We start from the raw sequence: 20,457 nt of genomic DNA on the forward strand, positions 1-20,457 counted from the left end.
TAAATACGACCTTACATACGTTATGAATCAATTTCCAAAAACACTGGTTGAAGCACTTGATAACAACCAAGATGCCAGTAAAACCATTACCTATATCAGTAGTAAAGACAACGAACGCCAAGTGAGTTACCCCGCTTTAAAAAAACGGGCGCTAGGCTTGCTGCACCATATTCAGCAAAAAGGAGCATCTGAAGGGAACGAGTTAATCATTCACTTAGCTGAAAATGAACAATTTATTGATGCGTTTTGGGCGTGCCAATATGGCGGTATTGTCGCTGTGCCATTAGCGATTGGAACCAGTGATGGACACCGTGAAAAAGTATTTAATGTTTTTGAAAAACTTAAAACACCGTATATCGCAACGACTAGAAAGGCTTTGCAGCGGTTAAAAGTTTTTGCTGAAGAACACGGAAAAGAGTCTATTTACAAAGTGATTGAGCAAAAAGCACTGATGCTCGATAAAATTGAAACCTTTGATACTTTAGGAGCGCTGGCAGATATTAACCCTGAGCAAACAGCGTTTATTCAATTCTCCTCTGGTTCTACTGGCGACCCTAAAGGTGTCGTATTAACACATAAAAATTTAGTAACAAATTTATATGGCATTATTGAATGCAGTGCATTTGATTATAGGGACAGCTTTTTTAGCTGGATGCCATTGACTCATGATTTAGGCATTATTGGTTTTCATTTGACACCCTTATTCGTCAATATAAATCAATATATTATGCCAACCGACTTGTTTGTTCGTCGTCCGGCATTGTGGCTTGAAAAAGCCAGTGAGAAAAAAGCGACGATTTTATCGTCACCAAATTTTGGTTATAAACATGTTTTAAAACGCTTTAAACCAGAAAACCAAGTTAATCTTGATTTATCACATGTCCGCCTGCTTTTTAACGGAGCAGAACCTATCTCTGCAGACCTATGTAGAGAGTTTAGCGCGGTAATGAAACCGTTCGGTCTAGCAGAAACAGCGATGTTTACGGTTTATGGTTTAGCGGAAGCGTGTTTGGTAGTTAGCTTCCCTGAATTAGCCCAACCACTTTCTACTCTTCATGTGTTGCGCAGCTCTTTAGTAGAGGGGCAGCCAGCACAGGTCGTTAGCGAGGCATCCGATCAAAGTATAGAGTTGGTTCGCTTAGGAACTCCTATTATCGGGACGCAAATGATAATTGCAGATAGCAGTGGGCAAGCTGTTGCTGATAATGTAATCGGCCGAGTGTTAATTAAAGGCGAAAATGTAACAAAAGGTTACTATCACGCGCCTGAGTTAAATGAAAAACTGATTAATGATGAGGGTTGGTTAGATACAGGTGACCAAGGTTTGTTAAACGAGGGGCAGTTGGTTATTACAGGTAGAACCAAGGATCTAATCATTGTTAATGGGCAAAACTATTATGCCCCTGACCTTGAGTCTGTTTGTGAACATGTTGATGGTATTGAGTTAGGAAAAGTGGTCGTCTGTGGTATTCGTAACGTTGAAGATGCACTGGATGAATTGGTTGTTTTTGTTTTATATCGAGGTGAGCTAGAAAACTTTTACCAAACTACGATAGAAGTTAGACGCCAATTAAATGAAAAATCTGGCTTAGATGTGGCGCATGTTTTACCTATAAAAAAAGTACCTAAAACCACCAGTGGTAAGGTTCAACGTTTTGCATTAGCGGAACAATTTGAAGCGGGGGCGTTTAATGAGATTATAGCGGCTTTAACAGAGCTGTCTGAAACACAATCAACTGAGTTTATTGCAGCGGGTAGTTCCATAGAGCGAATATTATTAGATATTTGTCACTCTGTTGTAGCTGATCAGAAAATCAGCTTGAAAGACAATATTTTTGAAATGGGAACAAGCTCGTTAAAGTTGGCACAAATTCACGAGAAGATAGACGAGGAGTATCCAGAGGTTGTTGAGTTAACAGATTTTTTCGATTACCCAACAATTGAACAGTTAGCTGGGTTTATTGCGCATAAAACAACTCCCTAAACGATAGTGGTTTAATCGTAGACACCACGCTTTCTCTTCCATTTACGGTTAGACCACATCCAATCTTCAGGCGCATCGAGAATCATTCGCTCGGTTGCTCTAGCGTATTTCTCGGTGATTTCGTGACCCTCTTTTTCATAGGGGGCTTGTCCAAGTTCTTCAAAAAACACTTCGTAATGACCAAGACTTAGGCGCTTCATACCAACAAAAATAACAGGGTATTTGGTGAGCTTGGCAATCTTCTGAGCACCGACTGCAAATGAACTGTCTTGGTTAAGGAACTGAGTCCAGTATTTTTCTTCTTTTCTGACAGGCGATTGATCAGCAACCATCGCAAAGCCACGGACCTCTTTACGACGCTGCATAATTTCAATTAATGCATTTTTGTTAGGTATTGGGCGAGCGTTAAAACGTGACCTAGAGATTTTCATATAGTCATCAACAATTTTATCGTGCAAAGGTTTGTACACAGCATCGATAGGAAAAGAAAGCTGTAAGCTGCAACCAGCCAGCATCCATTCCCAGTTGCAATGGTGAGCGGCAAGCATCAAGACAGATTGGTCGTTTTTTGCAAACTTTTCTATCACTTCTGGGTTTTTTAAGGTAACACGCTGACGAATTTGTTCTTCCGTGAGGGTGCGGGTTTTACTGGCTTCCAATATTACATAGACCAAATGCTTAAAATTTAATTTAGCCAGTTTTTTAAGCTCATTGCTCGGGGTATCTGGAAAAGAGTTTTGCATGTTCGAATAAATAACATTGCGTTTGCGCTCAACAAGATAATAGCCAATTAAGTAAACGGGATATGCAAGTGCGTGCAGCATCGGCAATGGAAGTTTTCCAAGCAATGGGTAAAAGCGAGAGCTAAAGGGTTGCCGGTGTTTGGCCATAATCTAGGTAAAAATCAGTAGGGTTAAAAATTCTCTATTCTACCAAAGCTATTGCGCTTCTTAGGCAAAAAATACATAGCCAATACAGATGGCGGTAATAATACCTATCAAGTCTGCAAATAACCCGCAGGCAACCGCATGCCGAGCTTTTTTTATACCCACTGCGCCGAAATAAACGGCTAAGACGTAAAAGGTTGTCTCTGTGCTGCCTTGTACAATAGAGGCAAGCCTGCCGGCAAAAGAGTCTGCGCCGTGTGTTTGCATGGTGTCTATCATCATCGCCCGAGCGCCACTTCCGCTGAGCGGTTTTATCAGCGCTGTTGGTAACGCATCGAGGAATTGGCTATCCAGCGAATAATGGATTAACAACGAGCGTGCGTAATCCAGCGTTATTTCAAGTGCCCCTGATGCCCTAAAAACACCAATAGCAACCAACATTGCTACTAGGTAAGGAATAATCATTACAGCGGTTTGAAAGCCTTCTTTAGCGCCATCAATAAATGCATCATAAACATTAATACGTTGTTTGATAGCACCACTCATAAAAACAATAATCAAACTAAAAATAATAAAATTGCTCGCCAGCGATGACTGTTGTTGCATGCTGGCTTGGTCAAGGCTTGAAAAATAGAACAATATTAAGCCGATAACGGTGCTAAAAGCAGCTAAATAGCAAAGCACAACTGGCTCGTAAAGTTTTATACGTTGAATGCTAGCAACGGCTATAAGCCCAGCCATCGTCGAGGCATAGGTAGCAATTAAAATAGGGATAAAAACATCGGTTGGGTCAGCAGCGCCCATTTGTGCACGATATGTGAAAATGGTCAGAGGGAATAGGGTGACAGCTGAGGTGTTGATCACCAAAAATAAAATTTGAGCGTTACTGGCCGTGTCTTTTAATGGGTTTATGGTTTGCAAGTGCTGCATGGCTTTTATACCTAAGGGCGTTGCCGCATTATCAAGCCCTAACATATTGGCAGACAAGTTCATCACCATAGCGCCCAAGGCAGGGTGCTTATCTGGAATGTCGGGCATTAGGCGTTTTAAAAGAGGGTTTAAAAAGCGTGTTAAATGGTTAATAAAACCACTTTTTTCGCCAATTTTCATAATCCCCATCCAAAAACATAAAACGCCGGTCAGGCCGAGAGAAATTTCAAATGCTGTTTTGGATAAGGTAAATGTGGCGAGGGTAATATCATTAAAAATGTTCATATCGCCGAGTATAAAAAGGCGATAAAGGCCGGTTAGAAAGGCAATGAAAAAAAAGCCAAGCCAAATAATATTTAACATAAAATAAAGGGCAAACCTTGTCTAAACAATCAGCAATCAAAGGGTAGGGTATCTCCCTAAGTGATACGCTCACTTAGTCAATTAAACTGTAACATACCGATACAATGGCAGATAAGAATATTAACGTTAATGATAACTTGAATAAATTATTAACAATTATGGCTCAGTTAAGAGATGTTGATAACGGTTGTCCCTGGGATGTGGAGCAAAGTTTTGAGACGATTGCGCCATACACAATCGAAGAAGCCTATGAAGTTGCTGATGCAATTCAGCAAAAAAACCTGCCTGCTTTAAAGGATGAATTAGGCGACCTTTTATTCCAAGTGGTTTTTCATGCACAGTTAGCTAAAGAGCAGCAGAGTTTTGAGTTCTCCGATATTGTTGAAGCAATTTGCGATAAGTTAACCAGACGTCATCCGCATGTGTTTAATAATGAAATAACCTCGAAAGACGATTTAGCAAAAAAATGGGAAATACAAAAACGAGCAGAAAATAAAAATGAGACACGCAGCAGTGTGTTGTCCGGTGTCAGTTCCAATCAACCGGCAATTAATCAAGCCTACAAATTACAGAAAAAAGCAGCCTCGGTAGGGTTTGACTGGGATGAGGTTGGCGCTGTTGTCGATAAATTAGACGAAGAAATTGATGAGCTTAAAGATGAAATGGTGCTTGCAAATAATCGTAAAAGAATAGAGGAAGAACTAGGGGATGTATTTTTTAGCTGTATAAATTTAGCGCGTCATTTGGACATCAACCCCGAGTGGTCACTAAGGCTGGCTAATGAGCGTTTTACAAAACGATTTTCATATATTGAACAATCAGTAGAGCAAGCTGGAAAGGGTGTTGAAGAATGCCCCGCAAGTACACTGATGATGCTTTGGGAAGAAAGTAAAAGAAGTGGTTCTAGCGATTAAAAAAAATTAAATTACGCAACATAAGGAAAAGTTAGGACATTTCAAATGATTTTAGTATACTCAAGATTCAAGCTTGCTAGATAACTAATAACTATTATCATAAAGGATATGTTCTAACTGCTTGATTTTTTTGTTTATTTATAATGAGGAAAAGAGATGTCAGAAAGAGTACGCGGTATTGTTAAATGGTTTAATAATTCAAAAGGCTTTGGTTTTATTCAACCAGATGCTGGTGGTGAAGATGTGTTTGTTCATTTTAGAGCAATTCAAGGTGACGGTTTCCGTACATTAAAAGAAAATCAAGCCGTTGAATTTACAATTACTAAAGGCGACAAAGGGCTTCAAGCAGAAGAAGTTACTGGCTTAGAATAAGCGAAGTCTCGGCAGTTTTTTGCTGCCTTAGCGCTACATTAAGATTCCTGCTTTCAATAAAGATAGATTGTCTATTTTTATTGTTGGTAGGTCTTAGTGACATATTGCTCAACAATTTTCTGAAACTGTTCTGCGATATCGTTACCTTTTAAGGTGACATCTTTTTGTCCATCTATATAAACGGGTGCGACGGGTCTTTCGCCTGTGCCTGGTAAGCTAATGCCGATGTTTGCATTTTTACTTTCACCTGGGCCGTTCACAACGCAGCCCATGACGGCTACCTTCATGTTTTCTACACCAGCGTATTGAGTTTTCCATTCCGGCATTTTATGGCGCAAAAATGATTGAATATCTTGTGCTAACTGCTGGAAATAATCGCTGGTGGTTCTGCCGCATCCGGGGCATGAGATAACTGCTGGTGTAAAGGAACGTATGCCCATGGATTGTAATATTTCCTGTGCGACAACTACTTCTTGGCATCTATCTCCGCCGGGTTCAGGTGTTAAAGAAATACGAATAGTGTCGCCAATGCCTTGTTGAAGCAATACCGCAAGGGCAGCGGTGGATGAGACAATACCTTTGCTTCCCATTCCGGCTTCGGTTAAGCCTAAATGAAGCGGGAAGTCACACCGAGAGGCAAGGTCTTGGTACACAGATATTAAATCTTGAACGCCACTCATTTTGCAAGATAGTAAAATCTTATCTTTGGCTAAGCCTAATTCAATGGCTTTTTCTGCGCTTTCTAGCGCCGATGTAATAACCGCATCATGCATAACGGCAACAGAATCGCGAGGTGTGCTGGATCTGGAATTTTCATCCATCAAACGGGCCAACACAGATTGATCTAAACTGCCCCAATTAACACCAATACGTACAGGTTTATCATAGCGAATAGCGCATTCAATCATTTGAGCAAATTGAGGGTCACGCTTACTACCACGGCCAACATTGCCGGGGTTAATACGGTATTTAGCCAATGCTTGCGCGCAACACGGGTATTTTTCTAACAGTTTGTGCCCGTTAAAGTGAAAATCCCCCACCAAGGGTACATCGCAATCTAACGCGTCAAGTCGCTCTCTAATCGTGCTGACCGCAGCAGCGGCGGCCTCTGAGTTAACAGTAATACGCACTAACTCGGAGCCTGCTTTTGCTAACTGATAAACTTGCTCCACGGTTCGTTCAATATCAGCAGTATCTGTATTCGTCATAGATTGAACAACCACGGGGTGTTCATGACCTATTGAAACGGATCCGACCTTTACGGTTATAGCATTGCGTGTCATCGCTGTTTTTCTCATTTTATCTGTAAATATATCTGCTTCATTATATATGTTTGTATGGCTTATCCGTTAATGAAGAGCGCAAGAAGTTCAGATAGGGGGCGTAACAGTAATCGAGCGTACGAAATCAACAAAGTGGCTTAGAGCAATGTATTCAATACGGAGCTGTTCGTTTACTTAAATGTGCTGGCAAGATAATCTTGCTGAAGTAATTTAAAAACCGTTGGCGAACTGAAGGGGGTACGTGTGGTTATGTATCTGTTAAAAAACGATTAATTAAAGTAAAGGCACGATCAATAACACTAAACGGTGTGTAAAAGTGTGGTGAAAAACGAATCCCACCGCCACGCTTTGCACAAACCACTTGCTTTGAGGTTAAGTAGTCAAAAAGTTCATTTGTGTCATGCTTTGTGGGCTTAAAAACAATAATGTTATTGCCTTGTGCGTCTGGCTTGGTTAACAAGGTTAATGAGGGGCTTTGTTGTACCTTATCAATCACATACTGGCCACGCTCAATAAGGTTGTTGGCAACCGTATTCATACCAACTTCCAGTAGTAAACTAAGGCTTGCAGAAAGTGCATGTATGCTCAGCATGTTAGGGCTGCCACATTCAAATCGTCTTGCCGATTTTGCAGTACTCCATTCAAGGGCGTCATAATTGCCCATATCCTCAACCATATGCCAGCCATACTGAGTGAGTTTGAGTGTGTTAATACTAGATTGCCGACAATAAAAAAAGCCTAAGCCCTCAGGGCCAAGCATCCACTTGTGTCCATCGGCCATCACAAAATCGGCCTGATACTTCTTTACATCAATAGGGAATGCACCAACCGATTGAATAGCGTCTATACAGAATAGAACACCTCGTTGCTGGCAGGCTTCGCCTAAACGTTCAAGATCAACACGTAAGCCTGAGGCATATTGAACTGAGCTGATGGTTAGCAGTTTAGTTCGGCTATCAATATTTTTAATTAGCTCAGCAGTTGGGTCTTCTGTGTCTTTCAAGTGTGTTTTTATGACGCGAACACCCTGATTTTCAAGTGACTCCCACGGAATCATATTTGAGGGAAACTCTTCATCACTGGTAACAATAGTATCGCCATGAGCCCAATCCAGCCCATAAGCAACAAAAGAAAGGGCTTCAGAGGTGTTTTTAACTAAGGCAATTTCGTCGGCATTATCAGCTTGGATTAACTGAGCTAATTGGTTTTTTAAGTGGGCTTCAACGTTGAGCCAATTCGCATATTTCTTGGAGCCAATAGTAACGTTTTCGCGGCAAAAAGCATTGACGGCTTTTTCGGTACGAACGGGCCACGGAGCAACTGCGGCATGGTTAAGGTAGATTACATCATCGTCTAAATTAAATTCATTATTAAATTGATCAGTCATCTACATTACCCACTTAAGAAAATGAATATTCTATCCTTTTTTAAAAGTTCCTTATAGACTGACTTTATCTGCCAGATTAAATTTAAAAGAGGTGTGTTATGTTGATGATTGGACATAGAGGCGCAATGGGCTGTGCACCTGAAAATACACTCTTATCTATTCATAAAGCAATCGAGTTAGGCGCAGATTGGGTTGAAATTGATGTACATTGTGTCGCCGATAAACTGCTGGTTATTCACGATGAAACAGTTGATAGAACCACCAATGGACGTGGCAAATTAATTGATTATTCGTTTGAAGAACTTAGAGCCTTAGATGCAGGTCTTGGGCAAAGAATACCAACCTTACAAGAAGTGCTTGAGGTAACCGTAGGTAAAGTCGGCTTGAATATTGAACTGAAGGGCCTAGGCACAGGTAAAGTGTTAACCAGTTTGCTTAGAAATACACCGGAAACTTACAAAAATAAAATGCTTGTTTCATCATTTTTAATGCCTGAGCTTGAACAAGTAGTTAGGTTAAACCAACACGTTAAGGTAGGTGTCTTGGCTGGTAATAATATCAATGAGTCTATTGCCTGGGCGACTAAATTAAAGGCCTTTTCAATACACATAAGGTTACAAAAGGTAACGCCAAAATGGGTAGATAGGGCGCACGATTTGGGACTTAAGGTGTATGTTTATACTGTTAATAAAGTCGTGCAGATTAGGCGCATGAAGGAACTCGGGGTTGATGGGGTTTTTAGTGACTATCCAAATAGGTTAACTAGTTGATGTGCGGCAGTTTTTTTAATTGAGAACGTGTATAGATCAGCGTCACAATCATACTAATAAAAACAATACTGGCGACAGAGCCAAAAACCCATTCAATGCTATAGTCGAATTTTATGATGAGTAAATAATTGACGATAAAAGGTAATAATAATTGCCTGAAAAAACCCATGACAACGGGGAAGTCCGGTTGTTTTATAGCCTGAAGCGTTGCCACACTAATAAACAGAGAAACGTAGCAAAAAAAAGCCAATGCATCGATTCTTAAATAAGTGGTACCTATATCAATAATAGTATCTTGCTGACTAAAAAAACTCATCATCAGGGGTGAGAGAAAAATCATAACGGGAATACAAACAAGAGAAATAGATAAGCTAAGTATTAACCCCTTACGGTAAGTTTCAGCGATTCGTCGGTAATTTTTAGCGCCATAGTTCTGTCCTGAAATAGCTAAAACGGCGGCATTGAGGCCTAGGGCAGGGAGCAATAAAACTTGTTCAAGCCGTAAACCAACCGAATAACCGGCTATTGCATAATCACCAAAGCGGCTAACAAAACCAGTAATCATCAAGCTGCCAATAATCATAATGAAAAAATTAAAACTAGCCGGTAACACTTGTCTCAAAATAGCCAGTGAGACAAGTTTGTTCAAACACGGCAGGGGTCTGTAACCCAATTTCTTACATAAAATGTTGAGTAAATAAAGCGCCGATGCAAACTTAATAATTAATGTTGCCCAAGCGAGCCCGGCAACGCCCATATCTAGCCCAAAGGTTAATAATGGGTTTAAGCCCAAGTTAACAAAGAAACCTACAACTAACGCATTACGGTTAGACTTTGTGTCACCCAAGGCCATCAGCGCGCCAGCGCCAACAGCACTTAGAGAAAAAGCGACATTGCCGAGGATTAAGACTTCAATATAATCCCATGCTAGCCCAGTTATTATGTCGTTAGTGCTTAGCCAGTGGATGGCATCTTTTGCAAATAGAATCCCCGCAACTGTAATCACTAAAGAAAAAGCAAGGCCTAGGCCTAGACAGTTTCTAATAATGTTTTTTAATTGTTGAGGTTGCTTTAGGCCAAGTTCTGTTGAAACCATGACTGACGTGCCGTTTTGTAGGCCAGCCAAAAGTCCAATAAAAAGGTAAAAGACAATGCTTGAAATGGACAATCCAACCAAAGCGTCATCAGATACTTTACCGGCAAACCAGTTATCGGTAAGGTTATATAACGTGTTGAAAAACATCCCCATTGACGCGGGTATGGCAAGGCGAATTAAGTGCTGATAAATAGACCCTATGGTTAAATCTTGAGGCGGCTTAGAAGGAATCATAGGGTTTAATGAGTATTTTTTAATTATAGTTGGTAAAAAACAATGGCATCATAAAATACCAGAGTGGTTGTCATTAGTAGAAAAGTGAGTACAGCTTGTTTTAAGTCATCATTTATTAAGTATCTAACATAATGTGATTTGAGGCAGCAGTGTATAACGATACACTGGTTTGGTAACGTAGTTGTGATGACTATATGTGTAGTATAAATAAAAGGAGCGTAATGAGTATTCCCGTACCCAGCAACTGTATGAGTATTGATGATTTATCCATTGGTATGCGTAAAGAAAAAACCTATACGATTGAACACGAGGATGCGGTTCAATTTTCCAAAATGTCGGGTGACTGGAACCCTGCTCATCACGACGAGGATTACGCTGCACAAAGCATTTTTAAACAACGTGTCGCGCATGGCATGTTTTCGGTGATTCAATTTTCAGGTATTTTAGGCATGGACCTTCCAGGCTTGGGAACACTTTGGCTTAAGCAAAGTGTAGAATTTTTAAGGCCAGCTTTTTTTGGTAATCAATACCGAGCAGTTGTAGAGGTTTTGGCTATTCATAAAGAAAATAATACGGTAACGTTTAGTACAGAATGTTTTGATCAGGAAGGTAATAAAATCATTACAGGTGAGGCGGTTGTAAAACCTATTCCGGCTAAATTAAAAGCAAAAACTAATTAAAGAGGGTTTATGTCAACATCTAAGGAAGAAAAGTTTGTACGGGAAGATGGGCCTGTTTTTTTATCAGGTAACCAAGCTTATTTACGTTTAGCCTTTGAGCAACAACGTCGTGACCGTGAAGCGGGTCTAAAAACCGGTGGTTTTATTTCAGGTTATCGCGGCTCACCATTTGGTAATTTTGATACCGAGTGTAGAGGGGTGGAATCGTCATTAAATGAACGCGATATTCATTTTAACCCCGGTGTTAATGAAGCGATGGCCGCGACCGCTATTTGGGGTTCACAGCAGATAGATTTCTTTGAAGGCAATGAATTTGATGGCGCGTTTGGACTTTGGTATGGCAAAGGCCCGGGTGTAGACCAAGCAGCCGATGCGCTTCATCATGCAAATTTATGGGGAACGAGCAAACACGGTGGTGTTGTTATGGCCGTGGGTGATGACCCTATGAGTCGATCATCCAGTATTCAACAACAAAGTGAATACGTTTTATCGGGCTTATGTATTCCGATTATGCACTGTTCATCGGTGCAAGATATTTATGATTTTGGCTTAATTGCCTATCAAATGTCGCGTTATTCAGGCGTCTGGGTTGCGGTTAAATCAGTGTCTGATATTGCTGAGTCTTGGTATATGGTGGACATTGACCCTAAACGCACAGAAACCGTACTGCCTGATGCCAGTGAATTCGTTATTCCTGACAGTGGCGTACATACCCGTTGGCCAGATCGCTCGGTGGATCAAGACGAACGTATTGTGAATGCGCGTTTGCCCGCTGTTAAAGCGTTTACTAAAGCAAACAAACTAAACAAAGTAACGCTGGATGCAAAACAACGCCGTGTGGGTATTATTACTGCCGGGAAAAGTTACCTAGATACCCTAGAAGCCTTAGATGATTTGTCCATTGATGAATCAATGCGCGATGAGCTGGGTTTAGCGGTTTTTAAAATAGCCGTTATTTGGCCGATGGAAGAAAGCTTGGTGCGTGAATTTGCAGAATCGGTTGATGAGATTCTGGTAATTGAAGAGTCTCGCCCATTCCTTGAAACGCAAGTGAAAGATATTTTGTTTGATATGCCAATGGGTATTCGTCCGTTGGTGATGGGTAAAAAAGGCCGTGACCAACAAACACAGTTCCCATCTAATGGTGAATTAACACCAGCGCTTATCTCTAAAGCATTAGTTAATTGGTTGAAGCCGTATAAAACCACAGACTCCATGACCCAATGGATTGAGGTGTTGGAAAATACCGATAAACAATTGAGTGTGCCACGCAATACGGTAGAACGTACACCGTATTTTTGTTCAGGTTGCCCGCACAGTTCATCTACCAAATTACCAGATGACAGCACTGAGCAGCTGATTGGTATTGGTTGCCATTTCCTAGTGGGTTTAATGGATAGAAAAGGCACTACCTATACGCAAATGGGTGGTGAAGGGGCTACTTGGGCAGGTGCATCGCCGTTTTTGGGTAACCGCCACACCTTTGTTAATCTGGGGGATGGAACTTTCTATCATTCTGGTTCTACCGCGATTCGTCAGGCGATCGCTTCAAACATTAATATTACCTATAAAATTTTATTTAACGATGCTGTCGCGATGACAGGCGGCCAATCGTTTGATGGCCCGTTAACCGTGGAAGGTATTACGCAGCAAATGCACTCAGAAGGCGCGGCTCGTATTGTAGTGGTTTCTAAAGAGCCAAAAGCATTAAATAAAACCGCATTTGCGCCCGGTACTGATTTGTATCACCGCGATGATTTACAAATGGTGATGAAAGAATTGGCTGACACTAAAGGCGTCACCATTCTTATTTATGAACAAACGTGTGCTACAGAACTGCGTAGACGCCGGAAACGTAAATTGGTGGAAACACCGAAAAAATTAACCTTTATTAACTCACGTGTTTGTGAAGGCTGTGGTGATTGTGGTGTGCAATCGAACTGTCTTTCTGTGCAGCCGCTAGAAACAGAGTTAGGCCGTAAGCGTGTGATTGATCAATCTGGCTGTAATTTAGATTTTAGCTGCGTAAAAGGTTTCTGCCCAAGTTTTGTAACGATTGAAGGCGGGGAATTGGCAAAAGGCAGCTCCGTTAACTTATCTGATGATGTGTTCGCAACCTTGCCAGAACCAACACCTAAGCCACTCGATGGCGTGTTTGGCTCCCTAGTCTGCGGTATTGGTGGTACAGGTGTTGTTACTATTTCATCAATGATTGGTGAAGCAGCCAAAGCAGAAGGCTTTGCCTCACAAGTGCTGGATTTAACCGGTATGGCGCAAAAATTTGGCGCGGTATATTGCCACCTTAAAGTCGCTAATAATGTGGAAGAGCTTAATTCAACCCGTTTATCTATTGGTAAGGCAGACTTATTGATTGGTGCAGATATTGTCACCAGTGCGAGTGATGAAGGCATGTCGCGCTTGCGTGAAGGGCATACCAAAGGGGTGGTTAATTCGCACGGTATTGTGACGGGCGCATTTACTCGCGATGGTGACTTTAGTATTCCTGTAGATGATATGAAGCAAGCATTGGAGCGTTTCACAGGTAAAGGCAATTGTGATTTCTTCGATTCAACTAAAGTATCGGAAACATTAACGGGCAACACCATTGGCGCCAATATGATGTTATTAGGCTTTGCCTGTCAAAAAGGTTGGTTGCCGGTTAAACGTCAGTCGTTGGAAGATGCCATTACAGCAAACGGCGTAGCGGTTGCCTATAACCAGCGGGTATTTAAAATTGGCCGTTTAATGGCGCACGACCCAGATGCGGTTAAAACACTATTAGAACAAGGCGCGACAACGCCAGAGTGGGAAGTACTATCTGCCACTACCGATGAGTTGATTAGTCGCCGTGAGGCAGATTTGGTGGCTTATCAAAGCAAGTCATATGCTAAAAAATTCACAAAATTAATTGATAAAGTGCGTGAAGCAGAAGCAAAACTAGCGGGTGATAGCGATGAGATTACCCAAGCGGCAGCGCGGTACTTATATAAATTAATGGCCTATAAAGATGAGTTAGAAGTGGCCCGTTTATATACCGATGGCACCTGGGCGAATGAGGTAAAGGAAAACTTCTCGGGTGACTATAAAATTAAGTTCCACATGGCACCACCGCTTATTTCCAAACGCGACCCGATAACAGGGCAGTTGAAAAAACGAGAATTTGGTGGGTGGATGTTATCGGCTCTTAAAGTAGCGTCTAAATTTAAAGGCCTGAGACATACGCCGTTAAATCCATTTGGCTATTCTGCAGAGCGAAAAGAAGATAAAGCGCTGTTGAAACAGTATAAAGCGGTGTTAAACCAAATTATTACTGGCCTAACTGAGGAAAATAAAGAGGTTGCACTAGAAATGGCGCGCGTTCCTGAGTTTGTTCGTGGTTATGGTCATGTAAGAACAGAGAGTGTTGAAGTAGCAGAAGGCCGCTGGAAAACCTTAGACGATCATTTTAAAAACCCGATGAAAGTCATTAAAGTTAAAACAGGGACAACGGCTTAAATTTTAACGCAGGACACATTAAAAGGCCTTAGTGTTTTACTAAGGCCTTTTTTTATTCATCACAGCCGTGCCGATCATCATATCGTGCTTTATAATTTGTTTATGGAACCTTTAGCCTTCTTTAAATGCCTGTCCGACCAAACACGGTTAACCTGCCTGATGCTTATTCAGCAAGAAGGGGAGCTGTGCGTTTGTGAGCTAATGGAGGCCTTGCAGGAAAGCCAGCCTAAAATTTCAAGGCATTTGGCACAACTACGTAAATTTAATTTATTGTCCGATAGGCGACAAGGGCAATGGGTTTTTTATCGTATTAACCCATCTTTACCAAGCTGGGCGACAGATATTTTAAATACAGCGGGTGCGGCTCAATCACCTTTAATCAAAGAAAGCCTGAATAATTTATCCCTAATGCGATCACGCCCTGAGCGCGATCAAGCCTGCTGTTAATCGTTTAATCGATCTTCTGAATCAGTATTTTGCTTTTATTTTAATATTTTTATATATATGGATAATCATATATGTATAATTCCATATATACTCTTTCTAACACCGATAGTTAAAAAAAGGCTGAACAATTATGACGATAAAAGTAGGTATTAACGGCTTTGGCCGAATGGGGCGCTTATCATTAAGAGCAGGGTTTGGCACGGAGCAAATAGAGTTTGTGCACATTAATGACCCAGCGGGCGATGCTGCAACCTTGGCGCATTTATTAAACTTTGACTCTGTGCATGGCCGTTGGTCTTATGAGGCGAGTCATTTAGATGATTGCATAATAATTAATGGCCAACAGATCACTACAAGCCGACATACAACTATTAGCGATACAGACTGGTCAGGCTGTGATGTGGTTATTGAAGCGTCTGGAAAAATGAAAACCAAAGCATTGTTACAACCGTATCTTGAGCAGGGCGTTAAACGTGTTGTGGTAACAGCACCGGTTAAAGAAGAGGGCGTGCTAAACATAGTCATGGGGGTGAATGATAATCTGTTTAACCCTTTGGAACATAAAATTGTAACCGCTGCTTCTTGTACCACTAACTGTATAGCGCCGGTGGTTAAAGTTATTCATGAAAATTTGGCTATTAAACATGGCTCAATTACCACCATTCATGACCTAACCAATACACAAACCATACTGGATGCACCGCATAAAGATTTAAGGCGTGCCAGAGCCTGTGGTATGAGCCTTATTCCTACCTCAACGGGTTCAGCAACGGCCATTACACATATTTTCCCAGAGTTAAAAGGCCGTTTAGATGGCCATGCAGTGCGTGTGCCATTAGCCAATGCATCACTCACCGATTGTGTGTTTGAGGTGGAAAAAGGCACAACAGTGCAAGAGGTTAATCAGCTACTAAAAACAGCAGCAGAGAATGAATTAAACGGTATTTTGGGGTATGAAGAACGCCCCCTAGTGTCTATTGATTATAAAACAGACCCACGTTCTAGCATTATTGATGCGCTATCAACCATGGTGGTAAATGGCACACAGGTAAAACTATACGCTTGGTACGATAACGAATGGGGTTACGTTAACCGAACCATCGAGTTAGTTCGCAAGGTAGGTACAGCTGACGAACCAATAAACTAATATGCGTACCTTGCAATCACTGTCTAGTGATATTCAACAATACCTCATTATTACGGGTAATTATTGGGCCTTTACGCTAACCGACGGTGCATTAAGAATGCTGGTGGTTTTGCACTTTCACGAGCTGGGTTATACGCCATTAGAAATTGCCCTATTATTCATTTTTTACGAAGTATTTGGCATTATCACCAATTTAGTGGGTGGTTGGTTAGGCGCTATTATTGGTTTAAATACCACCATGAACATTGGCTTGGTCTTGCAAGTGCTAGCCTTGTCAATGTTATTGGTAGCGCCCGAAATGCTCACAATAGTTTGGGTAATGGCCGCGCAAGCCATATCCGGTGTGGCTAAAGACCTTAATAAAATGAGCGCTAAAAGCGCCATTAAATTACTGGTTCCCAAAGAGGCAAACAATACACTGTATAAGTGGGTGGCTTTATTAACCGGCTCAAAAAACACCTTAAAAGGGGTTGGCTTTTTTCTAGGTGGTTTACTGCTTAGCCAATTTGGTTTTCATAATGCGATACTCATTATGGTGGTTGGTCTATTAATAGTTTGGCTAACAAGCTGCGTTTTATTAAAAAAAGAACTCGGCAAAGCCAGCAGCAAACCTAAATTTAAACACCTGTTCTCGAAAAGTTCGGCCATTAACTACTTATCTGGCGCACGCCTTTTCTTATTTGCAGCAAGAGATGTGTGGTTTGTAGTGGCCTTACCGGTGTATTTAACGGCACAGTTTAATTGGGACTATTCACAGGTCGGTAGTGTTATGGCCTTATGGGTTATTGGCTATGGGGTTGTTCAGGCACTAGCACCTAGATTATCCGGCCAGCAACAAGCTACTAAAAAGGATGGCCAGCATTTGCATCAATGGGCGGTTATTCTGTTTATCATCCCTCTGTTAATGGCAATAGCACTGCATTACGAATTCCAAATAAGTACCACCTTATGGCTTGGTTTAGCCGCTTTTGGTGTGTTATTCGCCATTAACTCATCACTACATAGTTACCTAATAGTTAGCTATGCTAATAGCAATGGCGTATCGTTAGATGTTGGTTTTTACTATATGGCTAACGCGGCAGGTCGGTTGTTGGGTACTGTTTTATCTGGCTGGTTGTACCAATATTATAGTTTTGAAATATGCCTATGGGTTTCTGCGGGCTTTATATTATTCTCGGCGATTATTGCAAAAGCATTGCCGCAGCCCAAAGTAGTATTAGAAGGTAGCTAGTAGTTTTTTTTAAGAGAAAGAAGACGCCATGCCAATGCCTATTGTATGGCGTACTTAATACATGAATGCCCCGTAAGCCCCCTAGTTGATTTAATGGGCATACAAAAATATCAACCAAGGGCGCAAAAACACTTAAATATTGAAACAGTAAAATGGTCTACAGTGCGGCTGTTGGTCCAAAAATTTCATAATGTAAGTGCTCATCTGCAAAGCCGATGCTGTTTAATAATTTTTTCAGCTCTTTCATAAAAGGCATGGGTCCACAGAAATAAACATGTGCAGATTTATCATCTAGCCATTCATCCAATGCCTTAAGTGTTAAGCGGCCATTTAAATCACCACCTGGGCCATGTTCAAACACCTGCTTAAGTTGTACAGAGGCATTGTTTGCCAAACTAGTGAGTTGCTCTTTAAATATTTGGTACTCGGCACTGCGACAACATTCTATAAAGAGCAGTTCATCTTGCTGGTTATTAAGAGAAACAGCCTGTTTTAACATGGAAAATAGCGGGGTAATACCCACGCCGCCAGAGATAAAAACATGTTTTTTTGCATCTAAGTTTAAGGTAAATTCGCCAAAAGGAGGGCTAAGTAATAACTCACTACCTACCGTATGGCTGTGGATATTTGGTGATACCTCGCCTTTTGCTTCTTCTTTTACCGTTATTTGGTAATGACCTCCCCAGTCGGAGAGGGAGTATTGGCGAATTGCATCGTGCTGGCCATCACTTGCAGGCAATTTTATGCTGACATATTGCCCCGCTAAAAACCCCTTAACTTTTTTGTTATCTTTAGGCTGCAATATTAAGGTTTTAACATCGGGCGTTTCTTGACGAATGTCCGTAATGATAAACGGGCGATAACCTTGCCAGCCACCATCGCTTTCTTCGCTAGTTTTATATAAATTCGCTTCAGCATCGATAAAAATCTGTGCCAAAGCCTCATAGGCTTCTTTCCACGCAATTAATGCTGGGTGTTGGTCGGGTAGATCAAGAACTTTTTGAATGGCTGATAACAGACTAGCGCCCACTAAAGGGTAGTGTTCTTTTTCAATACCTATACTTGCATGCTTATTAGCAATATGGCTAACGGCAGGTAACAAAGCCTCTAAATTATCAATATTTGATGCATAGGCTAAGATGGCATCGGCCAATGCACTAGACTGAGAAGTATCGCGTTGATTCGAGCGATTAAATATATTCAGTAGTTGTGGATTTTCTTCAAACAATTGCTTGTAGAAAGTAGATGTAATTTCTAGGCCATGTTCTTGAAGTAATGGAACAGTGCTTTTTACAACGGATATGGTTTGGGTAGATAGCATTTTGAAACCTCGTATTCTAAACATTCATTTAAAGTGAATGTTTAGAATACGACCTTACTAAGCTATAGTCAACGGCATTAGGAGAAATATTTTGCAGCTCACACGACACACAGACTATGCGTTTCGCGCTTTGATTTATCTAGCGTCAATGCCCGAACAAACCGTAACAATAGGCACCATTTCGGATGTATTTAACATTCCAAAAAGCCATATGATGAAAGTTATCAGCCGACTAACATCCAAGGGTTATATCTGTTCTATTCGCGGAAAAATGGGTGGCATCTCGCTGGCAAAGCCTGCTCAAGATATTACGCTGAAAGAAATTGTCGTACTTATGGAAAAAACCTTAGTGCCATTTGATTGTGTTGGTCAAAATTGCCTAATTCTAAAGTCTTGTCGCTTAAATACCGCTTTTCAAGGAGCACAAAGTAAATATTTGGAATACCTTCAAGGCTATACAATTGCAGATATGCTAGATGAGGAAACAGCCCAACGTATTCATGGCTAGGCCAGTTATATTGCAACCTAGCTAACGAGTAGGTTGGATATACCAATAGCCACTTCTGTATCTAATAGAAATAGATGCTATATTTAACAAAAGGATTTAAACGCAAATTAACCAAGCCATATCCACTTTTGGCTATTAATATGCAAAAACATGGAAGTACTATCCATCTATATACAAATAATACATGGATAATGGGTTCCGCTTATTAATACTGTTAGGCGTAAGAAGAAGATGCGTACATGAAGATATTTTGGAGCTATGCTAAATTGGATAACAAAAAGCCTCATAAGCTCACGAAGCTTAGGGAGGCGCTTTCTGTTGTCCTTGATGAGACAACTGGCTCCATAAATCAAATTATTGTCGATGAAAATGATCTTCAATGGGGTGTGGAGTGGCAACAGAAAATTAAAGACTTAATTCAAGAGTCTGATGCATTGATTACAATTCTAACGCCATCTTATTTCAATAGCAGAATGTGTATCTATGAGTTTAAACTCGCGAGTGATTACGAAAAAAAAGTGTATCCATTATATTTTCGGGAAGCAAAGAACGGACTTCGAAGTACATTTAAAGAAGAAGGTAACGAAGAAAATGTTATCCTAAATCAAGCTTCACTAAAAATCAGCGATATCCAGTACCGAGATTTCAGGAAGTATAAGAATAAGGATCTCAGTAGTGAAGAAGTCCAAGATTTTCTTGATAGGTTGGCAAATGAAATCGCCTAACAAGCGCATGTTGTCGGACTGGTTTTCCAGCTGCGCTCCAAACCAGCCGCAAATACGGGCGTTAGAGGGCTAAATATGCTCGGAGACTCATACATTCCCTGGTTGTCACTATTCGCTGGAGTGGTTATATATAAAATTCAAGATGATGGAGCCTCGAATGATAACGGCGGCTTTATAAACATTGATGATTTTGCTAAACGCATTGAACTAGAAAGGCTCTCGCTTAGTGGCATTGCTTACGAGAAAGGGCAAGGAAGAGAGGAAGAATTAATGGAAGCTATAATCCATAATGCAGGAGTGCTCTGTGAGTTAGGGCTTATGGAAAGAAAAAGAGGAATGGTTCCTCCTCGTTTAGAATTTAGAGTGACCCCAAAAGGGCGAAAGTACGATAGTTTAGCTCATGGCAAAATTGGATTAATACGTTGTAAATTATTCTTTTTTAGCCATTGTATGTGGCAACGCATAAAAAAGTACAAAGCTATTATTACTGTGGCAGCATTCTGTATGGCTGTCGTTAATGCGGTTCGTTTTTATAACTTAGCTTTTACTTGGATTTCAGAATCCACATTAGCCTTAGCAAGCATTATCGGCTTATTTATAACTGTAGCATGGGCCGCTTATGCTAGTAGTTAACCACCCTCTAACAAGGCCATTAAAAACCGCGCTTTCAGCGCTGGACTCGC

At 41.0% G+C, this 20,457-nt stretch carries 18 protein-coding genes; 12 read left to right on the forward strand and 6 right to left on the reverse strand.

Annotated features, from left to right (window positions below; translation table 11 throughout):
* The first annotated feature begins 22 nt into the window (after window positions 1-22).
* Complete coding sequence (locus tag CPC19_RS06045; protein ID WP_016390119.1) at window positions 23-1,984, forward strand: non-ribosomal peptide synthetase; 1,962 nt, start codon at window positions 23-25, stop codon at window positions 1,982-1,984.
* 11 nt (window positions 1,985-1,995) lie between these two features.
* Here CPC19_RS06045 and CPC19_RS06050 read toward each other — a convergent pair whose 3' ends face one another.
* Both CPC19_RS06050 and CPC19_RS12045 read right to left on the reverse strand, forming a co-directional pair.
* Window positions 1,996-2,874 (reverse strand): lysophospholipid acyltransferase family protein, encoded by an 879-nt coding sequence (locus CPC19_RS06050; RefSeq protein ID WP_015006161.1) that lies wholly within the window; start codon window positions 2,872-2,874, stop codon window positions 1,996-1,998.
* Between the two features lie 60 nt (window positions 2,875-2,934).
* Window positions 2,935-4,164 carry a nucleoside recognition domain-containing protein gene (locus CPC19_RS12045; RefSeq protein WP_015006160.1) on the reverse strand — a complete coding sequence of 410 codons (1,230 nt, stop codon included), beginning with the start codon at window positions 4,162-4,164 and terminating at the stop codon, window positions 2,935-2,937.
* Between the two features lie 104 nt (window positions 4,165-4,268).
* Here CPC19_RS12045 and mazG point away from each other — a divergent pair, with 104 nt between their 5' ends.
* Both mazG and CPC19_RS06065 read left to right on the forward strand, forming a co-directional pair.
* Window positions 4,269-5,078: a nucleoside triphosphate pyrophosphohydrolase gene (gene mazG / locus CPC19_RS06060; protein WP_016390121.1), complete on the forward strand. Its 810-nt coding sequence runs from the start codon at window positions 4,269-4,271 to the stop codon at window positions 5,076-5,078.
* Between the two features lie 156 nt (window positions 5,079-5,234).
* Window positions 5,235-5,450 carry a cold-shock protein gene (locus CPC19_RS06065; protein WP_015006158.1) on the forward strand — a complete coding sequence of 72 codons (216 nt, stop codon included), beginning with the start codon at window positions 5,235-5,237 and terminating at the stop codon, window positions 5,448-5,450.
* Window positions 5,451-5,527: 77 nt separating this feature from the next.
* On the opposite strand, the gene ispG is transcribed toward CPC19_RS06065, so the two are convergent.
* Together ispG and CPC19_RS06075 are read right to left on the reverse strand one after the other, a co-directional pair.
* Window positions 5,528-6,748 carry a flavodoxin-dependent (E)-4-hydroxy-3-methylbut-2-enyl-diphosphate synthase gene (gene ispG, locus CPC19_RS06070; protein WP_016390122.1) on the reverse strand — a complete coding sequence of 407 codons (1,221 nt, stop codon included), beginning with the start codon at window positions 6,746-6,748 and terminating at the stop codon, window positions 5,528-5,530.
* Between the two features lie 232 nt (window positions 6,749-6,980).
* Window positions 6,981-8,120: an aminotransferase class V-fold PLP-dependent enzyme gene (locus CPC19_RS06075; RefSeq protein ID WP_016390123.1), complete on the reverse strand. Its 1,140-nt coding sequence runs from the start codon at window positions 8,118-8,120 to the stop codon at window positions 6,981-6,983.
* Between the two features lie 98 nt (window positions 8,121-8,218).
* Between CPC19_RS06075 and CPC19_RS06080 the strand changes: the two genes are divergently transcribed.
* The gene (locus tag CPC19_RS06080; RefSeq protein WP_016390124.1) at window positions 8,219-8,890 is read left to right on the forward strand and encodes a glycerophosphodiester phosphodiesterase family protein; all 672 of its coding nucleotides are present in this window, start codon (window positions 8,219-8,221) and stop codon (window positions 8,888-8,890) included.
* Here the strand turns inward: CPC19_RS06080 and CPC19_RS06085 are convergent.
* A complete protein-coding gene (locus CPC19_RS06085) occupies window positions 8,883-10,220 on the reverse strand; it encodes an MATE family efflux transporter (protein ID WP_015006154.1) in 1,338 nt (445 codons plus the stop codon). The genes CPC19_RS06080 and CPC19_RS06085 overlap by 8 nt on opposite strands.
* Before the next feature lie 221 nt (window positions 10,221-10,441).
* On the opposite strand from CPC19_RS06085, the gene CPC19_RS06090 reads away from it, so the two are divergent.
* The 5 genes from CPC19_RS06090 to arsJ all read left to right on the forward strand — a co-directional run bounded on the left by CPC19_RS06090 (window position 10,442) and on the right by arsJ (window position 17,220).
* Window positions 10,442-10,900, forward strand: a complete 459-nt coding sequence (locus tag CPC19_RS06090) for a MaoC family dehydratase (protein WP_016390125.1) — start codon at window positions 10,442-10,444, stop codon at window positions 10,898-10,900.
* A 9-nt stretch (window positions 10,901-10,909) separates the two neighbouring features.
* Window positions 10,910-14,395, forward strand: a complete 3,486-nt coding sequence (locus tag CPC19_RS06095) for an indolepyruvate ferredoxin oxidoreductase family protein (protein WP_016390126.1) — start codon at window positions 10,910-10,912, stop codon at window positions 14,393-14,395.
* Between the two features lie 102 nt (window positions 14,396-14,497).
* Window positions 14,498-14,842: a metalloregulator ArsR/SmtB family transcription factor gene (locus tag CPC19_RS06100; protein ID WP_016390127.1), complete on the forward strand. Its 345-nt coding sequence runs from the start codon at window positions 14,498-14,500 to the stop codon at window positions 14,840-14,842.
* Window positions 14,843-14,972: 130 nt separating this feature from the next.
* On the forward strand, window positions 14,973-15,989 hold the full coding sequence (locus tag CPC19_RS06105; protein ID WP_016390128.1) for an ArsJ-associated glyceraldehyde-3-phosphate dehydrogenase: 1,017 nt from the start codon (window positions 14,973-14,975) through the stop codon (window positions 15,987-15,989).
* Between the two features lies 1 nt (window position 15,990).
* Entirely contained in the window at window positions 15,991-17,220 is a 1,230-nt protein-coding gene (gene arsJ, locus CPC19_RS06110; protein ID WP_016390129.1) for an organoarsenical effux MFS transporter ArsJ, read from the forward strand.
* 157 nt (window positions 17,221-17,377) lie between these two features.
* Here arsJ and CPC19_RS06115 read toward each other — a convergent pair whose 3' ends face one another.
* Complete coding sequence (locus CPC19_RS06115) at window positions 17,378-18,541, reverse strand: globin domain-containing protein (protein ID WP_016390130.1); 1,164 nt, start codon at window positions 18,539-18,541, stop codon at window positions 17,378-17,380.
* A 91-nt stretch (window positions 18,542-18,632) separates the two neighbouring features.
* Between CPC19_RS06115 and CPC19_RS06120 the strand changes: the two genes are divergently transcribed.
* The 3 genes from CPC19_RS06120 to CPC19_RS06130 all read left to right on the forward strand — a co-directional run bounded on the left by CPC19_RS06120 (window position 18,633) and on the right by CPC19_RS06130 (window position 20,407).
* Entirely contained in the window at window positions 18,633-19,049 is a 417-nt protein-coding gene (locus CPC19_RS06120) for an Rrf2 family transcriptional regulator (protein ID WP_016390131.1), read from the forward strand.
* A 239-nt stretch (window positions 19,050-19,288) separates the two neighbouring features.
* Window positions 19,289-19,774, forward strand: a complete 486-nt coding sequence (locus CPC19_RS06125; protein ID WP_016390132.1) for a toll/interleukin-1 receptor domain-containing protein — start codon at window positions 19,289-19,291, stop codon at window positions 19,772-19,774.
* Window positions 19,775-19,849: 75 nt separating this feature from the next.
* Window positions 19,850-20,407 (forward strand): hypothetical protein, encoded by a 558-nt coding sequence (locus tag CPC19_RS06130; protein WP_016390133.1) that lies wholly within the window; start codon window positions 19,850-19,852, stop codon window positions 20,405-20,407.
* Window positions 20,408-20,457 lie beyond the last annotated feature (50 nt).

Origin of the sequence: Cycloclasticus sp. PY97N, from assembly GCF_002443175.1 — a bacterium.
Classification (GTDB): domain Bacteria; phylum Pseudomonadota; class Gammaproteobacteria; order Methylococcales; family Cycloclasticaceae; genus Cycloclasticus; species Cycloclasticus pugetii.

Excerpts from the sequence above, each read along its gene's own strand:
- CPC19_RS06045 (WP_016390119.1), top strand. The coding sequence starts at position 23 with ATGAATCAATTTCCAAAAACACTGGTTGAAGCACTTGATAACAACCAA.
- CPC19_RS06050 (WP_015006161.1), bottom strand. The coding sequence starts at position 2,874 with ATGGCCAAACACCGGCAACCCTTTAGCTCTCGCTTTTACCCATTGCTT.
- CPC19_RS12045 (WP_015006160.1), bottom strand. The coding sequence starts at position 4,164 with ATGTTAAATATTATTTGGCTTGGCTTTTTTTTCATTGCCTTTCTAACC.
- mazG (WP_016390121.1), top strand. The coding sequence starts at position 4,269 with ATGGCAGATAAGAATATTAACGTTAATGATAACTTGAATAAATTATTA.
- CPC19_RS06065 (WP_015006158.1), top strand. The coding sequence starts at position 5,235 with ATGTCAGAAAGAGTACGCGGTATTGTTAAATGGTTTAATAATTCAAAA.
- ispG (WP_016390122.1), bottom strand. The coding sequence starts at position 6,748 with ATGAGAAAAACAGCGATGACACGCAATGCTATAACCGTAAAGGTCGGA.
- CPC19_RS06075 (WP_016390123.1), bottom strand. The coding sequence starts at position 8,120 with ATGACTGATCAATTTAATAATGAATTTAATTTAGACGATGATGTAATC.
- CPC19_RS06080 (WP_016390124.1), top strand. The coding sequence starts at position 8,219 with ATGTTGATGATTGGACATAGAGGCGCAATGGGCTGTGCACCTGAAAAT.
- CPC19_RS06085 (WP_015006154.1), bottom strand. The coding sequence starts at position 10,220 with ATGATTCCTTCTAAGCCGCCTCAAGATTTAACCATAGGGTCTATTTAT.
- CPC19_RS06090 (WP_016390125.1), top strand. The coding sequence starts at position 10,442 with ATGAGTATTCCCGTACCCAGCAACTGTATGAGTATTGATGATTTATCC.
- CPC19_RS06095 (WP_016390126.1), top strand. The coding sequence starts at position 10,910 with ATGTCAACATCTAAGGAAGAAAAGTTTGTACGGGAAGATGGGCCTGTT.
- CPC19_RS06100 (WP_016390127.1), top strand. The coding sequence starts at position 14,498 with ATGGAACCTTTAGCCTTCTTTAAATGCCTGTCCGACCAAACACGGTTA.
- CPC19_RS06105 (WP_016390128.1), top strand. The coding sequence starts at position 14,973 with ATGACGATAAAAGTAGGTATTAACGGCTTTGGCCGAATGGGGCGCTTA.
- arsJ (WP_016390129.1), top strand. The coding sequence starts at position 15,991 with ATGCGTACCTTGCAATCACTGTCTAGTGATATTCAACAATACCTCATT.
- CPC19_RS06115 (WP_016390130.1), bottom strand. The coding sequence starts at position 18,541 with ATGCTATCTACCCAAACCATATCCGTTGTAAAAAGCACTGTTCCATTA.
- CPC19_RS06125 (WP_016390132.1), top strand. The coding sequence starts at position 19,289 with ATGAAGATATTTTGGAGCTATGCTAAATTGGATAACAAAAAGCCTCAT.
- CPC19_RS06130 (WP_016390133.1), top strand. The coding sequence starts at position 19,850 with ATGCTCGGAGACTCATACATTCCCTGGTTGTCACTATTCGCTGGAGTG.